At 36.9% G+C, this 14,781-nt stretch carries 14 protein-coding genes; 3 read left to right on the top strand and 11 right to left on the bottom strand.

Features of this window, described 5'->3' with window-relative positions:
• Positions 1 to 100: 100 nt before the first annotated feature.
• On the top strand, positions 101 to 1,075 hold the full coding sequence (locus ACM40_RS09805; RefSeq protein WP_048502613.1) for a deoxyhypusine synthase family protein: 975 nt from the start codon (positions 101 to 103) through the stop codon (positions 1,073 to 1,075).
• A 243-nt stretch (positions 1,076 to 1,318) separates the two neighbouring features.
• Here the strand turns inward: ACM40_RS09805 and ACM40_RS20560 are convergent, their stop codons facing one another.
• A complete protein-coding gene (locus ACM40_RS20560) occupies positions 1,319 to 1,465 on the bottom strand; it encodes a hypothetical protein (protein ID WP_165579295.1) in 147 nt (48 codons plus the stop codon).
• Between the two features lie 83 nt (positions 1,466 to 1,548).
• On the opposite strand from ACM40_RS20560, the gene ACM40_RS09800 reads away from it, so the two are divergent.
• Complete coding sequence (locus tag ACM40_RS09800) at positions 1,549 to 1,845, top strand: MGMT family protein (RefSeq protein ID WP_048502612.1); 297 nt, start codon at positions 1,549 to 1,551, stop codon at positions 1,843 to 1,845.
• Positions 1,846 to 2,057: 212 nt separating this feature from the next.
• Here the strand turns inward: ACM40_RS09800 and ACM40_RS09795 are convergent, their stop codons facing one another.
• From ACM40_RS09795 to ACM40_RS20865, 7 genes are all read right to left on the bottom strand, one after another.
• Positions 2,058 to 2,435, bottom strand: a complete 378-nt coding sequence (locus ACM40_RS09795) for a helix-turn-helix transcriptional regulator (protein ID WP_048502882.1) — start codon at positions 2,433 to 2,435, stop codon at positions 2,058 to 2,060.
• 423 nt (positions 2,436 to 2,858) lie between these two features.
• Positions 2,859 to 4,751, bottom strand: a complete 1,893-nt coding sequence (gene htpG, locus ACM40_RS09790; RefSeq protein ID WP_048502611.1) for a molecular chaperone HtpG — start codon at positions 4,749 to 4,751, stop codon at positions 2,859 to 2,861.
• Between the two features lie 120 nt (positions 4,752 to 4,871).
• The gene (locus tag ACM40_RS09785; protein ID WP_048502610.1) at positions 4,872 to 5,360 is read right to left on the bottom strand and encodes a hypothetical protein; all 489 of its coding nucleotides are present in this window, start codon (positions 5,358 to 5,360) and stop codon (positions 4,872 to 4,874) included.
• 141 nt (positions 5,361 to 5,501) lie between these two features.
• Positions 5,502 to 6,356, bottom strand: a complete 855-nt coding sequence (locus tag ACM40_RS09780) for a helix-turn-helix domain-containing protein (RefSeq protein WP_048502609.1) — start codon at positions 6,354 to 6,356, stop codon at positions 5,502 to 5,504.
• Positions 6,357 to 6,435: 79 nt separating this feature from the next.
• Complete coding sequence (gene recA, locus ACM40_RS09775; protein WP_048502608.1) at positions 6,436 to 7,440, bottom strand: recombinase RecA; 1,005 nt, start codon at positions 7,438 to 7,440, stop codon at positions 6,436 to 6,438.
• Positions 7,441 to 7,643: 203 nt separating this feature from the next.
• A complete protein-coding gene (locus tag ACM40_RS09770) occupies positions 7,644 to 8,840 on the bottom strand; it encodes an oxygenase MpaB family protein (protein WP_048502607.1) in 1,197 nt (398 codons plus the stop codon).
• Positions 8,841 to 8,914: 74 nt separating this feature from the next.
• Complete coding sequence (locus tag ACM40_RS20865) at positions 8,915 to 9,688, bottom strand: response regulator transcription factor (RefSeq protein WP_048502606.1); 774 nt, start codon at positions 9,686 to 9,688, stop codon at positions 8,915 to 8,917.
• 447 nt (positions 9,689 to 10,135) lie between these two features.
• Here ACM40_RS20865 and ACM40_RS09760 point away from each other — a divergent pair, with 447 nt between their 5' ends.
• Positions 10,136 to 11,425, top strand: a complete 1,290-nt coding sequence (locus ACM40_RS09760) for a hypothetical protein (RefSeq protein WP_048502605.1) — start codon at positions 10,136 to 10,138, stop codon at positions 11,423 to 11,425.
• An 88-nt stretch (positions 11,426 to 11,513) separates the two neighbouring features.
• Here the strand turns inward: ACM40_RS09760 and gap are convergent, their stop codons facing one another.
• From gap to ACM40_RS09745, 3 genes are all read right to left on the bottom strand, one after another.
• Entirely contained in the window at positions 11,514 to 12,518 is a 1,005-nt protein-coding gene (gene gap / locus ACM40_RS09755) for a type I glyceraldehyde-3-phosphate dehydrogenase (protein WP_040997219.1), read from the bottom strand.
• Between the two features lie 29 nt (positions 12,519 to 12,547).
• Positions 12,548 to 13,534 carry a 6-phosphofructokinase gene (gene pfkA, locus ACM40_RS09750; RefSeq protein ID WP_048502604.1) on the bottom strand — a complete coding sequence of 329 codons (987 nt, stop codon included), beginning with the start codon at positions 13,532 to 13,534 and terminating at the stop codon, positions 12,548 to 12,550.
• 447 nt (positions 13,535 to 13,981) lie between these two features.
• Positions 13,982 to 14,740, bottom strand: a complete 759-nt coding sequence (locus tag ACM40_RS09745) for a TIGR03915 family putative DNA repair protein (protein ID WP_048502603.1) — start codon at positions 14,738 to 14,740, stop codon at positions 13,982 to 13,984.
• Positions 14,741 to 14,781 lie beyond the last annotated feature (41 nt).

The following is a 14,781-nucleotide window of genomic DNA, read 5'->3' as shown; positions in this document are numbered from 1 at the left end:
TTTTTTATCATTTGTTAAAAAAGAATGCCTATATAAGAGTTTCTTGAAGTACCCATGTTGCATTCCGTTTTTAAGTTTTATCTTTGCAAAAATTAAAAAAATGAGCAAACCGATTTCTGAATTTATAGAGAAATATTACCTGCACTTCAATGCGGCTGCATTGGTAGATGCATCTAAGGGGTATGTTGCACACCTTAAAGATGGCGGAAAAATGATGATCACTTTGGCAGGTGCTATGTCTACTGCTGAATTGGGAAAGATCCTTGCAGAAATGATCCGTCAGGGAAAAGTTGATTTTATTTCTTGTACAGGAGCCAACCTTGAAGAGGATTTAATGAACCTTGTGGCACACTCTCACTACGAAAGAGTTCCGCATTACAGAGACCTTACGGCTCAGGATGAGTGGGATCTGTTGGAAAGAGGATTAAACAGAGTTACAGATACTTGTATTCCGGAAGAAGAAGCTTTCAGAAGACTTCAGAAGCATATCGTAGAAATCTGGAAAGATGCAGAAGCTAAAGGCGAGCGTTATTTCCCACACGAATTTATGTACAAAATGATCCTTTCAGGGGTTCTTGAGCAGTATTACGAAATTCCGAGAGAAAACTCATGGATGATTGCTGCTGCTGAAGCCAACTTACCAATCGTAGTTCCTGGATGGGAAGACTCTACAATGGGTAACATCTTCGCTTCTTACTGCATCAAAGGGGAGCTTAAAGCAACCACTATGAAATCAGGAATCGAGTATATGACCTATCTTGCAGACTGGTATACTAAAAACTCAGGAGGAAAAGGAGTAGGATTCTTCCAGATCGGTGGAGGTATCGCAGGAGATTTCCCTATCTGTGTAGTACCAATGCTTTACCAGGATATGGAAATGCATGATATTCCTTTCTGGTCTTATTTCTGCCAGATTTCGGATTCCACAACATCTTACGGGTCTTATTCAGGAGCAGTTCCGAACGAGAAAATCACTTGGGGTAAACTGGATATCACTACACCGAAATTCATCGTTGAAAGTGATGCAACCATCTGTGCACCATTGATGTTCTCTTATATCCTTGAGAATTCTTAAGAATAAAATTTTATTAAAAATACCAGCGCTCCAATTCATTTTGGAGCGCTTTTTTATTTCACCACCTTCATTGCGAGCGAAGCGAAGCAATTTCATCTTAAAAACGAAGTTTAACCTTAATATTCTTAAAATCTTAATTCTACTCTTAATGTTTCAGAAAATAAAAAACCATTAAGAAAAAGTTTAGTTATTAAGATGATTAAGAGATGGCTTCGCTTCGCTCGCAATGATAGACTGTGATAATTACTCAAGAGAATTCACCAAGACAAAATAACGGTAGGCCAAAATGCCTTTTTCCAGTTTGGTTAATTTATTGGGGTCCTTATCGCTCAGCTTTGGAAGCACTTTTTTATTCACTGTATTCAACAGTCTGAAAAATGATTTTTTCATATCTTTAATATTTAAATGAAACATCATTAAGGAGTAAAGAATTCAAAAATGATGCAAATTATTAACAAGGATAACCGATTACTATGGACGAAATTTTCAAACAACAGGTATATGAAGTTTCAAAGCTGATTCCTAAAGGCAGGGTGTCTACTTATGGAGCCATTGCAAAAGCTGTTGGGTATCCCAACCATTCCCGTCATGTAGGAAAAGCAATGGGAGGATGTCCTGAAGATGTTCCTGCACACCGTGTAATTTCCAGTTCCGGTACACTATCTGTTCCTGAATTTCAGAAAAGATTGGAAGCAGAAGGTATCACTGTAGAAAATCTTAGGATCAAAAATTTTAAAAAGTTATTCTGGGATCCTTTGGAAGAGATCTGATTTTATTGACAACATAAAATCTGGGTTCCGGCGGCGAAGCCGCCGGAACCCAGTATCCAATAGATTAATCAGCGATGAAATCGCCATTCTTTACTTTCCTTAAAATCAACGAGAGCTAACAAAAACTTTGCGTTGAAAAAATACACAATAAAAAATGCCGCGAAGCCAACAGCTTCACGGCATTTGAAATTTATAAGTAAAAGAAATAGTCGTTACTTTCTACTTCTCGGACTTTTCAGTTCCTCCTTCAGCCTTTCATTCTCTTCTTTCAGAAAAGAAATATAATCCTGAAGATTCTGGATAATAGATCCCGGAATATTATTAAACTGACTGTTAATTCCACCCGAAGAACTATCATTAAATACAGGATGATCATTATTGACCACAATTTTTGCTTCCTCGTCTTCATAAATGTCCTCGACAGAAACATCCAGGAAACGGGCAATTTTGTTCCATTCATCTTTTATGATCCTTACATCACCGCTTTCCTTTCTGCTGTAGTTGGATACATCAGTCGCAATAATATCAGCTATCTGCTGTTGGGTATAGCCTTTCTGTTTTCTGATGGCGCGTAGTTTTTCTTTTTGCATATCCGGCATTTTATACAAAAATGGAAAAAAACCTTAAAATGTACAATAAAAAATAGAAAAAATATGGGTCAGGTTCTTAGTATTTAGCAGAAAACATACAGGAAGTTGATTTTATTAGAATATTCACATCAATATATTGATATTTTTCTTTAAAAATGTTGCAGTCCATCGCCACGACCCATCATTACAATCCGTCATTGCGAGCGAAGCGAAGCAATCTCATCTTAAAAACGAAGTTTAACCTTAATATTCTTAAAAACTTAATTCTAATCTTAATGTTTTAAAAAATAAAAACCATTAAGAAAAGTTCAGTAGTTAAGATAATTAAGAGATTGCTTCGCTATGCTTGCAATGACAGTATGTTTTTTGCAAAAAAAAGCTGCTCCCAATATGAGAGCAGTTTTATTGTTTCTGTACTATTTCTTATTTCTCCAGTTGCTTGTAGCTCCTTTGGATAAAATCTGTAAGGTCTTTCCCTTTCAAAAGATTCTGAGAAAGTTTTGCAAGATCCAGAGCATACTTGATAAGATTTTCTTTCTCCTCAGCATTTTCTGTTTTTAAGATCTGGCTGGAAAGCTCACTGTTGGAATTCACCACAAGATTATACATTTCCGGGAATCCTCCCATTCCGAACATACCGCCGCCACCGGTTGCCTGCATTTCTTTCATTCTTCTCATGAATTCCGGCTGTGTGATGGTAAACGGAGCATCGCTGCTGTCCAGATCTTCAAGCTGTACGGTGAATTTGGCATCTTTTACAGCCTCTTCAACGTCTTTCTTTAGAGTTTCTTTTTCAGTTTCATTTAATTTAGAAATAACCGGCTCATCTTTTTTGATGAGGTTATTGATATGATCCGCATCTACTCTGGCAAATGAGATTTTCTCTTTTGTAGTTTCCAGTTTCTGGATCACGTGAGAAATCACAGGTGAATCTAATAACAGAACTTCATAGCCCTTATCATTTGCTGCCTGAATATAGCTGTGTTGTTCATCTGCATTGGTAGCATAAAGAATGACTGTATTTCCGTCCTTATCTGTCTGCGAAGGCTGAATTTTTTCCAGTAATTCATTCCACAGGAAGTATTTTCCGTCCGTGGTAGGATATAGTGTGAATTTATCCGCCTTTTCTGCAAATTTCTCTTCTGTGATAATTCCATATTCGATGACGATCTTGATGTCGTTCCATTTTTTCTCATAATCTTCACGGTTTTCGTTGATCAGGGAAGACATCTTATCAGCCACTTTTTTAGTGATGTAAGAAGAGATTTTCTTCACCGCACCATCTGCCTGAAGGTAAGAACGGGATACGTTCAACGGAATATCCGGGGAATCTATTACCCCTCTAAGAAGCATCAGGAAGTCAGGAACAATGCCTTTCACTTCATCCGTTACGAATACCTGGTTTTGGTATAACTGGATTTTATCCTTATCGATATTTAGGTTATTGCTTATTTTCGGGAAGAATAAAATTCCGGTAAGATTGAAAGGATAATCAACATTCAGGTGAATATTGAATAAAGGCTCCTCAAACTGCATTGGATACAGTTCGTGGTAGAACTTCATATAATCCTCGTTGGTCAGTTCGCTTGGTGCGATGGTCCATGCCGGAGTAGGATTGTTGATGATGTTGTCCACTTCTTCCGTTTCGGCAACGGCATCTTCAGGAGCATCCTCCGGTAACGGAAGTGTATGTGTTTTTGTTCCGAATTTAATAGGAACAGGCATGAATTTATTATACTTTGAAAGCAGCTCGCGAATCTTACCTTCTTCAAGGAACTCCGTAGAATCCTCTGCAATGTGAAGAACGATTTCCGTTCCTCTGTCAGTTTTATCCGCTGTTTCTTCAAGGGTGAATTCCGGGCTTCCGTCACAGATCCATCTTACTGCAGGCTCATCTTTGTAAGATTTTGTGATAATTTCCACTTTTTCAGCCACCATAAAGGCGGAATAGAATCCAAGACCGAAATGTCCGATAATTCCTGCATCTTTTGCCGTGTCCTTATATTTTTCAAGGAACTCCTCAGCTCCTGAAAAAGCAACCTGATTGATGTATTTTTCAACTTCTTCAGCAGTCATCCCGATACCCTGGTCGATGATATGAAGCGTCTTATTTTCCTTATCAATTTTAACTTCAATCTTCGGGTTTCCGTATTCAACTTTTGCTTCTCCGATGGTTGTTAAATGCTTTAATTTTAAGGTGGCATCAGTTGCATTGGAGATCAGCTCTCTCAGGAATATTTCGTGGTCACTGTAAAGAAATTTTTTAATAAGCGGGAAAATATTTTCCACAGATACATTAATATTTCCTTTAGTCATAATAATTTTTGTTTTTTAATTTTCTATTTCTGACTCAAAAAAAATACCATATGTTAGAATGTGACAGAATGACATTTTTTTGTGGAAGTTTCTTTTAAACCTGGAGATTTAAGTACAAAATTATATTGATGTATTAATTCGTCTTTGTTTCCTGAACTGAAAAATGGAGCCTATAACAAACAGTACAAAAAGGGCAAAAAGGGTCTGCCCGATGATTGCATCTGTAGGAGCTTTGGCTAATGGATGTCCAAGTGGAACACGGGTAAAAGTTTCATTAATGGTAGGAACCAATGATAAGAAAAAGCTGAAGGAGAGAAGAAAAGTTTCAAAAAAGCGGGCTCTGTTGTTTCCCTGTCTCTTTCTGTGAAGAAAGTAAGCTGTCGATATTAAAATAACGATGAAAAGAGCAAAAATATGTCCCGGGTTAAATCCTCCATGTTTGGATAATCCCAAAGCGGTGAGTGAAGTGATGAGCGTAAAATAAAAATAAATTTTTCCGGAAAGTGAGCTCAGATCTATTTTTCCTTTTTTTATAAAATCTGTAACAGCTGCCACAATAGCAATAATACCTATAACGGTATGGAAAATTCCTAAATACGATAGTCCCATAATTTTAATTTTTTGAATGTTGAATTACTGTTGACAAAATTGCAACAGAAACAGAAAAAAGATTTTGTAAAAAAGTTCAATTATCTGTCTGTTTGGTTCAAAAAACTTTTATGAACGAGCTTGGAAAGAAAGATTAAATAATTAATCCTCTTTATTTACCTGTGAACGATAATTGGTGGGAGAAGTATTGTATTTGTCATGAAAGCTTTTGGTAAAATTGGCTAGGTCATTGAATCCACATTCAAAAGCAATATTAGAAATACGTTCATCGGAAATCAGTAATAACTCAGCAGCTCTTTCCAGTCTTTTTGTTTTAAGGTAACTGGCGGGAGAATTATCGTATAATTTTTTAAACTCTCTCTTAAAGGATGAAACACTTAAATTGGTTTTCTGGGCCAGTTCTTCAATGCTTATGGGCGAGAACAAATGAGCTTCTATAATTTGTTTAAATGTATAAGAGGTTGGCGAAAAAAGCTGTGATAATATGGCTTGTACGGTCTCTGCCTCTTGTGTTTGAGACAGCAAAAGAATAATTTCCTTTAGTTTTAAAATCAGGATTTCGTCATTGACCAAAGCTGGATTTTCAAAATAGAAGAGGAGCCCTTCAATGTATTTATGAATAAGGAAATCATTGTTGATTTTTCCGTTTAACTGGTTGGTTGCTTTGTTGCCGGGCTGTAGCAGAACAGGAAGCTCTCTTTCATAAATTTTCTTAAGTATATCCGGATGGAAGGTGACGATCACTACTTCGCCTTTGCTGTCTGTATTTGAATTATGGATATGATTTCCGGAATTGATACAATTGAGCAATAACGAATGCCTGGCAGGAATGTCGGTACGGATGTCATCAGACTGATATTGGATCTCACCTGTCAGCATATATAAAAAACAGGCCTGCTCAGCAACCGGAAAAGTGAATTCAAAAGGAGATTTCACATCCACTTTCTGAATGAATGTTTTCCCGAACAGATCAATTTTTTTATAATCGGTAATCACTTATCTCAATGTATTTTGATGGACATATAAAATTAAAAAAGAAAAAGAAAAACGGTCTGAATTTCAGACCGTTTTTTAATTATTTCTTGTTTTTCATTTCTTCCTTGATCTTGTTTTCAAGTTCTTCGGCAAGTTCAGGGTTATCTCTTAAAACATCTTTCACTGCATCACGTCCCTGACCCAATTTTGTCTCCTCATAGCTAAACCACGAACCGCTTTTCTTCACAACGCCCATATCTACAGCAGTGTCAAGGATTTCACCTACTTTGGAAACTCCTTCACCGTACATAATGTCGAATTCTGCTTGTTTGAATGGAGGTGCAACTTTGTTTTTCACAATCTTCACCTTCACACGGCTTCCTACAGCTTCGTCACCGTTTTTGATCGGTGCACTTGCTTTTCTGATATCCAGTCTTACAGAAGCATAGAATTTCAGGGCGTTACCTCCGGTAGTCGTTTCAGGATTTCCGAACATTACACCGATTTTTTCTCTCAACTGGTTGATGAAGATCACCGTACATTTTGTTCTGGAAATAGTTGCTGTAAGCTTTCTTAATGCCTGAGACATCAGCCTTGCATGAAGACCCATTTTGGAATCTCCCATTTCACCTTCAATTTCCGCTTTCGGAGTAAGAGCCGCCACCGAGTCAATAACTACGATGTCAATAGCTCCCGAACGGATAAGGTTATCAGCAATTTCCAAAGCCTGCTCACCATTGTCCGGCTGTGAAATGATAAGGTTCTCCAGATCAATTCCCAGCTTTGCTGCATAAGTTCTGTCGAAAGCGTGCTCTGCATCAATGAATGCTGCAATACCACCTGCTTTCTGAGCCTCAGCAATAGCATGAAGGGTTAATGTTGTTTTACCTGAAGATTCAGGACCGTATATTTCGATGATTCTTCCTCTTGGATAACCGCCCACGCCTAACGCGATGTCCAGTCCTAAAGATCCTGAAGGAATTACCTCAATTGTGTTGTCTACAGAATCATCACCCAACGTCATTACAGTTCCTTTTCCGTATGTTTTATCTAGCTTGTCAAGCACTAAAGCCAGTGCTTTTTTCTTATCATCAATGTTACTCATCTCTATTAAAATAATTTCTCAAAAATACATAATTTTAACATCAAAAGCTAATATTATTTGGCGCGAAAACATGTTTTTAGAGTTAAAAAATGATAAATTTTCATAGCGGATAGGATTCATTATAAAAGCAGCGCAATATCTTATGATTCAACGCATAAAAAACATATTTTTACACTTTTACAGAAGAAATTTCAGAAATTCTTCTAGTGAAAATTCGAATCTTTTGTAATCCTCAGGTAATCTTCAAGAACTTTCATTTGGTCTTTGTTTCCTTTTTTTATACTGGCTTCCCGGCTTACCAATCTGTCGTATATTTTATTGATCAGAATCTTTGTTTTAGGAAACAGGTTTTTAGCAGAAACATCAGGAATCTCAAGCCTTTTGCAAACTTCATCATCCAGAAGAAACCAGGTACAGCAGATATGAAGATATCTCAGATTTCTCCTTTCAAATTTAAATTTTAATATAGGATTTTCGAGGGATTCATTTAGCAGGGAATGAGCCAGAAGGATGGAGTCTTTATCTGAAGGTGGCTGTACAGAGGTCCACAAGTGAAAATATTCTGTTGCCTGCTTTTTATTGTCCGGAAGAAGCTGTTCAGGAATTCCGAGCAAATATCCTACGTATTTCCAAAGGTGAAAAATGCCTTCCTCTTCCTCATTAGAAAAAGTATTTCCCAATTTTTGAAGACTGTGGAGAAAAACAAGGCTGAAACCGATGTAAGTGGCCATCATATCCCATGAATTGATGGGCTCACCCCAGTTTTGCGTATCCCATCCTTTGTAATATTTCTTTATGGAAAGCCTTGCGTAAGAATGGATCAGGCGGGTTTTTATAGCAAATTCATAGCCTTTTGCATGCAGTTCCAAGGCATTGTAACGGGTAGCATTTACCCAGAAATCCAGTGTTTCTGAAAGTCGTTTTACAGCGCCTTTTTTCAATGCTTCTGTCGCGACAAGAGGTTTATTCAGATAAGCATAATCGTAACCGCCCATCAGGCAGTAATCCCTTAAAGAGATCAGCGAATCCAGATTACTTCGCATGCAGAGCTCTGCACCGCTTTTTAAAAGGTTATAATCAAGCCATTCCGGAATTTTCTGGGTTTGGGTGAAGAGCCTTTTTACACTTTCAGGAACTTGGTCTGCTTCGGAAACACCGTTTCGGATGTAATCTTCAATTTCTCTGGAAGCTTCGTGAAATTTTTTAACCAGATAAACATCTTTTACTACCTGATCACCAATTTCGTCCACATGATAGAAATAGGGTGAAAACTGATCAAAGTCTTTAAAGCTCACTTCAGCACCGGAAAAATCAATAAGCTGTTTTCCATTGCCTTTTTCCCAGAAATTTTTGAAATGAGGGGAATCTTTAAATCGCGGTTGTGTAATTGGTTTGTCCATCTTGTATAAAAATACAAGTTTTGCACCGAAATGATATGGTGAGATTTATCAGTGTTCCGGAGGGTTATCTAAATTTAGATAAGTCCTTTTTCAAATGCCTTTTTAACGAGTTCTTTACTGTTCCTTGAATTGGTTTTCCGAAGAATATTTTTCCTGTGTGTCCGTATCGTATGTTCAGACAGGATGAGTGCCTGGGCTATTTCCGGCCCGGAATATCCTTTTGCAATAAGGGACAGGATTTCCATTTCTCTTTTCGTTAAATGTTCTGAAAAATTTTCCGGCTTTGAAAAACAATCCAGTTTTACCTGGTGAAAATCATTTCTTGGGCCTATTCCTGAAATCAGCACGGTATAAGGGTTTTCTTTTGTGATATGGTGGATATTGGTGTGAATATTTATAGCCTGTATGGGAATTCCGGTTTCGTCTTCCATGGTAATAACGGATTGATGATGAAACAGTTCATAATTTCCTTCCGCTGTTTTCATTCTGAAACAATAGCTGCCTTTAATGTAAAGCTGGCTTTCCAGGGCAATCTCTGTTATTTTGTCAACAAGAACCTGTTCAGCTTTTATCACAAATTCAATATCATCAGGATGGGTAAGATCAATGACTTCTTTTAAGTTCTCAGGATAAGAGGACAGCCCGTGAAGCTTAAGAATATTTTCGTGATGGTGCGAAAGTGTACTGTTGGTAAGATTCAGAGCATAATAATAAAATTCACCTATGGCAAACATTTCACCAATGATGCGCTCAACGGGTGGTTTATCTAGAATCTTTCTGTCCCTCCTGGCACCCGGGTAAGTATTCCAGATTTCAATGAGAGGATGTTTTTGTTCTAAGTTGCCCATGAATAATTAGTTTTAGCTAAAATAACCAAAATACTTACAAAATACCACAAAAGGGGGATTTTTTTACTTTGATAAAATTCCAAACTTTGTAGGGACTAATAACCAGGGAAACTCAATTTATTCTATCCGTTTTGTTTAATGACTTATTTTTTTCTATAGTTTATATAATTAGGAAAAATTTATCTGTCATGGAATAAATGGCAGACCGTATTTACAGATGGACTTAATTATTGAAAGTTATTAAATGATGTTATAAAACAGTTTACCCTTTTCTTTTTTAGTTGTTTGAAAATGATAAACTAATAAGCCTCTCGTTGCTGGGGAGGCTTTTTCTTTGGTATCCTGTTCTTCTTCTTCTTCTTACATTTTTTCTAAGCTTCAAAATCACCCGAACGGGTACTTTACTTGTTTTCATGAAATTTGAAACTTTGTAAAAAACTAATAGCCATGAAAACTTATTTATTAATGCTGTTCCTACTTTGGGCGGGAACGATCAGGTCTCAGCAAACCTCAATAGATGAAACAAAGAAAATGCTAAAAACATTGGTTACAAAAGACTCGGCTTTTGTTTCACAAAATAATGGTTCTTACTCCCCGATTGTATCGGCTTATACGTACAATAAAATGGTTAAGAAAGATTTTTCCATGCTTGTTACAGGATCTACAGAAACTAATCAGGTGGGAAAATACGCGGCACTTTCTGTTGATAAAAATGAACAGAGTTTTTCGTTCAGTCCAATCATTTATATTCCTGAAAAAAAAGACGAAGAAAAATTTAGACATATTTTTGCAGTCAATGCTAGTGGAAAACTTAATAATGATGGTTTTTTTGATTTTTCTAACCGGAAACTTTTGAGGGTAGGAGGGAGCTGGACTGCTCTTCTGGTTTCCAAGTATCGTTACAATGGATTGTCAGAAGAAGTCCGAAAAAAAAATAAAAAGATCTATGGACTGGTAAAAAACAAAGTAGAAGGGAAATTACAACCTGAAGATGAGTTAGATAGAATAGAGTCTGGACAGCTTGATTATAAAGAACTTTATCATCAGGAAGTTGAAAAGGTTGAAAATATTTTGTACAAAAATGTGTGGACAGCAAAACTCCTGGCATGGACAAAACTGGATGTAGGGTATTCTGAAGATAAACTCAAAATAATTGACAGTATTAATGTGCAGAATTCAGTTATGGATCCCATAAACAAACGGATCAGTGGAGGTTATTTTTCATTTTCCGGAAATCTTTTCTATGGATTAAGTAATGGTTTTGGTGTATATATCAATGCTCAGCTTTCATATTCAAAAAAGACCTCTCTTTCTGAAATATTTTCGACTGTAGACTGGAACAAAATTCAATATGAAAACGGAACAAACAATACTGTTTATTATGATGTGGAGGAACAAAGTGTTTATATTACCAATATGAGCACTCTTAAACAAAAGTATAAAAGGGATATATCTGTGCAGGTTCTTGGCTTTATACCTCTTGGCCAGAACAATTTAATAGGTTTGGATGTAAGTTATCAAAACAAAGAATTTATTACCCCTGGTACCACTAATTTTACAAGTAACAAAAATATTTTTAGTGTAGGAATTATGTTCCCATTGAGAGATAAGGATGGAAAAACTACTATTAATATAGAGCCTTTCTGGAGAAATACATCTTTTACCAATTATGATGAAGGAATAGAGGAAAGTTTCTGGGGTGTGAAATTCGGAGTCCCTTTAAATCAACTTTTCTAAGTTCAAAATTAAAGATATTAAACAAAAAAACCTTCCCATCGGGAAGGTTTTTATTACTCATTGCTTATCGCTTATTACTCATTACTCATTATAAAGAAGCAGCGTGTACAAGCATATCTACCAACTTGTTAGAGTAACCCATTTCATTGTCATACCATGAAACAAGTTTTACAAAGTTTGGAGAAAGCATGATACCGGCATCTTTGTCGAAGATAGAAGTTCTCTTATCTCCTACGAAGTCCTGAGAAACTACAGCATCTTCAGTGTATCCTAAGATTCCTTTCAATTCGCCTTCAGAAGCAGCTTTGATTACTGAGCAGATTTCTTCATAAGAAGCAGCCTTTTCAATTCTCACTGTTAAATCTACTACAGAAACGTCAACTGTTGGTACTCTGAAAGACATACCTGTTAGTTTTCCGTTTAGTGAAGGGATTACTTTTCCTACCGCTTTAGCAGCACCTGTAGAAGAAGGGATAATGTTGTTTAGAGCAGCTCTTCCTCCTCTCCAGTCTTTCATTGAAGGACCGTCCACAGTTTTTTGAGTTGCCGTTGTAGCGTGTACTGTTGTCATAAGACCCTCAACGATCCCGAAGTTATCGTGGATTACTTTAGCCAAAGGAGCTAAACAGTTGGTTGTACAAGAAGCGTTTGATAAAATTTTGATATCATCAGTAAGCTCTTTGTGGTTTACACCCATTACGAACATTGGAGTATCGTCTTTGGATGGAGCAGAAAGGATTACTTTTTTAGCACCGGCATTTAGGTGAGCAGAAGCACTTTCTTTATCAAGGAATAAACCTGTAGATTCTACCACATAATCAGCACCTACTTCGTTCCATTTCAGGTTGTTCGGGTCTCTTTCAGCAGTTACTCTGATTCTTTTTCCGTTTACCACAAGATCGTTACCTTCTACAGAAACTTCTCCAGGGAAAATACCGTGTACAGAATCATATTTTAACATGTAAGCCATGTATTCTGCATTGATTAGGTCATTGATTCCTACTACTTCAATGTTATCTCTTTCAGTCATTGCTCTGAAAACAAGACGTCCAATTCTACCAAAACCGTTGATACCTACTTTGATTGTTGACATAATAGTTTGTTTTAGATTTATAAAAATAATTAGATTGCTAAAATTTCAGAAATCAGTAAAAGATCTTTATTGATTTCATTATGTTTTTTAATGGCTTCTTCGATTGGCGTGTATACCAGATCGTTGGAACGCATTCCTGCCATTACATTTGTTTTTCCTTCCATTAATCCCACTACAGCACCGTAACCCAGTCTGCTTGCCAGAACACGGTCTGCACAGCTTGGAGAACCACCCCTCTGGATGTGCCCCAGGATGGTTACACGGATATCATAGTCAGGGAATTCTTCTTTTGTCTGGTTGGCCAGATCATAGATGCTTCCAAGCTTTTCACCTTCAGCCACGACTACGATGCTTGAAGCTTTTCCGGTTTTTTCAGCCTTTCTGAAATTGGCAAAAAGATCTTGCATGCTGTCTTTTTTCTCAGGAATAAGAATATCCAGAGCACCCGTTGCCAGTCCGCTGTTTAAAGCGATGAAACCTGCATCACGGCCCATTACCTCTACAAAGAAAACCCTGTTGTGGGAAGTTGCCGTATCACGAACCTTGTCAATTGCTTCCATAGCCGTATTCAAAGCAGTGTCATAACCAATAGTATTATCGGTTCCGAAAATATCATTATCGATAGTTCCCGGTACACCGATTACTCTGATGCCGAATTCTTCATTGAAGATCTTTGCTCCTGTAAAAGTTCCGTCTCCTCCGATGCATACCAAAGCATCCACACCATGTTTCACACAGTTGTCATAAGCTTTCTTACGTCCTTCCGGAGTTCTGAATTCCACGGATCTGGCAGATTTAAGAATTGTTCCGCCCTGGTTGATTATATTTTTTACGGAACGGGGACCCATTTTCAGGAAATCATCATTGATGAGCCCGTTATAGCCTTCCCTTACTCCGTAACATTCGATATTATAATAGTTGGCGGTTCTTACTACCGCCCTTAATGCCGCATTCATACCCGGAGAGTCACCTCCTGAAGTAAGAACTGCAATTTTTTTTACAGCACTCTCTTTCATCTAGTAAAAAATTTCGAACACAAATTTACAAAAACAAGTTCAGATAATGGCAGTAAGTTGATAAGAGTTTTGAATATAAATAATTAAAAGCTTCTGAAATTTGAAAGTTTCAAAAATACCCTGTTATTTTTGTCTCATAAAAATTTGCATTAAGCAGGTATTATAGTGAAATATTTTTATCAAAAGGAGTCGAAGAAGATGAATAAGCAGGCCCGGATGCTTATCGATGAGAGGAAAAATATTTCTGCAAATCAGTACCAGTAAAATATTAAGCTTTCTTATCTGCTGGAATTAAAAGTTTCCCCACTCATTTAGCTGTCAAAGAACCTCAGACAGTTTTTTAGTTAATGTATATTCCACTCTGGGAGGAATTTTATTAAACGATTGTTTAACCAAAATACCATCTGAGTTCTCCGCTTATCTGTGAGAAAAAGCACTCACCTCAAATTACCATTTCTCCGTCAGATACTTCCAATATCTCTTTGGAACGTGCTGAACATGAAGTTTCAAATTCTTCCTTTCCACAATATTGGTCTTCGTAAAATACCTTTGCCACAGCGTCTGATAATTCTGTTCCTCATCGTGAAACTTCTGCTGATACCTATGAAGATCCAGTTTTTCTTCAGGATAAAAAAACTCACAGTTTTCCAGATCATATAAAATCCCATAATTTCTCCTTAAGTCATAAATCATCCACTTCTGGTCCTGGTAGCGGTCTTTAAAATGTTTCCGGATCAGGGGAAGAACATCAAAATCAGGATCTATTTTTGCAAAGAAAACACCATCCTGCATTTTTTCAAACCTTACAAAAGCAGTCATCCGGTGTCTTTCCCGGCTTACGGATTTGCAGATTTTGGAAATTTTTAAAATATCAGTGTCTGCATAATTCTGCATAATATTTTTGTCAGGATGTTGTACAGACTGTCTTATGGCAGATAAAATAAGCTGTTCCAGTTCAGGATCTTCAGATAAATAAACCTTCAATAACTCATGAATTCCTGATTTTTCAATATTTTTTTCCAGTTTGTTTAAAACACGCTCGGCTTTATCATTTTGCGTAATCACTTCATGAATTTCCGCAAAAATATTTTCCTGGTGAAACCTCCCTTTATTTATAATTTCCACATCTTTATAGCGGTATTCGAAAACTTCAAATACTGCAGTTAAAAGGCCGTCAAAACTTCCATCGTAGAGAAGGGTAATCATAGTAATGTGTTGATATGATGATTTAATGATAAATAACAGTT

Origin of the sequence: Chryseobacterium sp. BLS98, assembly GCF_001045445.1 — a bacterium.
Classification (GTDB): Bacteria; Bacteroidota; Bacteroidia; order Flavobacteriales; family Weeksellaceae; genus Chryseobacterium.
This window is presented reverse-complemented; position numbering and strand designations above follow the sequence as displayed.

Excerpts from the sequence above, each read along its gene's own strand:
- ACM40_RS09805 (WP_048502613.1), top strand. The coding sequence starts at position 101 with ATGAGCAAACCGATTTCTGAATTTATAGAGAAATATTACCTGCACTTC.
- ACM40_RS20560 (WP_165579295.1), bottom strand. The coding sequence starts at position 1,465 with ATGAAAAAATCATTTTTCAGACTGTTGAATACAGTGAATAAAAAAGTG.
- ACM40_RS09800 (WP_048502612.1), top strand. The coding sequence starts at position 1,549 with ATGGACGAAATTTTCAAACAACAGGTATATGAAGTTTCAAAGCTGATT.
- ACM40_RS09795 (WP_048502882.1), bottom strand. The coding sequence starts at position 2,435 with ATGCAAAAAGAAAAACTACGCGCCATCAGAAAACAGAAAGGCTATACC.
- htpG (WP_048502611.1), bottom strand. The coding sequence starts at position 4,751 with ATGACTAAAGGAAATATTAATGTATCTGTGGAAAATATTTTCCCGCTT.
- ACM40_RS09785 (WP_048502610.1), bottom strand. The coding sequence starts at position 5,360 with ATGGGACTATCGTATTTAGGAATTTTCCATACCGTTATAGGTATTATT.
- recA (WP_048502608.1), bottom strand. The coding sequence starts at position 7,440 with ATGAGTAACATTGATGATAAGAAAAAAGCACTGGCTTTAGTGCTTGAC.
- ACM40_RS09770 (WP_048502607.1), bottom strand. The coding sequence starts at position 8,840 with ATGGACAAACCAATTACACAACCGCGATTTAAAGATTCCCCTCATTTC.
- ACM40_RS20865 (WP_048502606.1), bottom strand. The coding sequence starts at position 9,688 with ATGGGCAACTTAGAACAAAAACATCCTCTCATTGAAATCTGGAATACT.
- ACM40_RS09760 (WP_048502605.1), top strand. The coding sequence starts at position 10,136 with ATGAAAACTTATTTATTAATGCTGTTCCTACTTTGGGCGGGAACGATC.
- gap (WP_040997219.1), bottom strand. The coding sequence starts at position 12,518 with ATGTCAACAATCAAAGTAGGTATCAACGGTTTTGGTAGAATTGGACGT.
- pfkA (WP_048502604.1), bottom strand. The coding sequence starts at position 13,534 with ATGAAAGAGAGTGCTGTAAAAAAAATTGCAGTTCTTACTTCAGGAGGT.
- ACM40_RS09745 (WP_048502603.1), bottom strand. The coding sequence starts at position 14,740 with ATGATTACCCTTCTCTACGATGGAAGTTTTGACGGCCTTTTAACTGCA.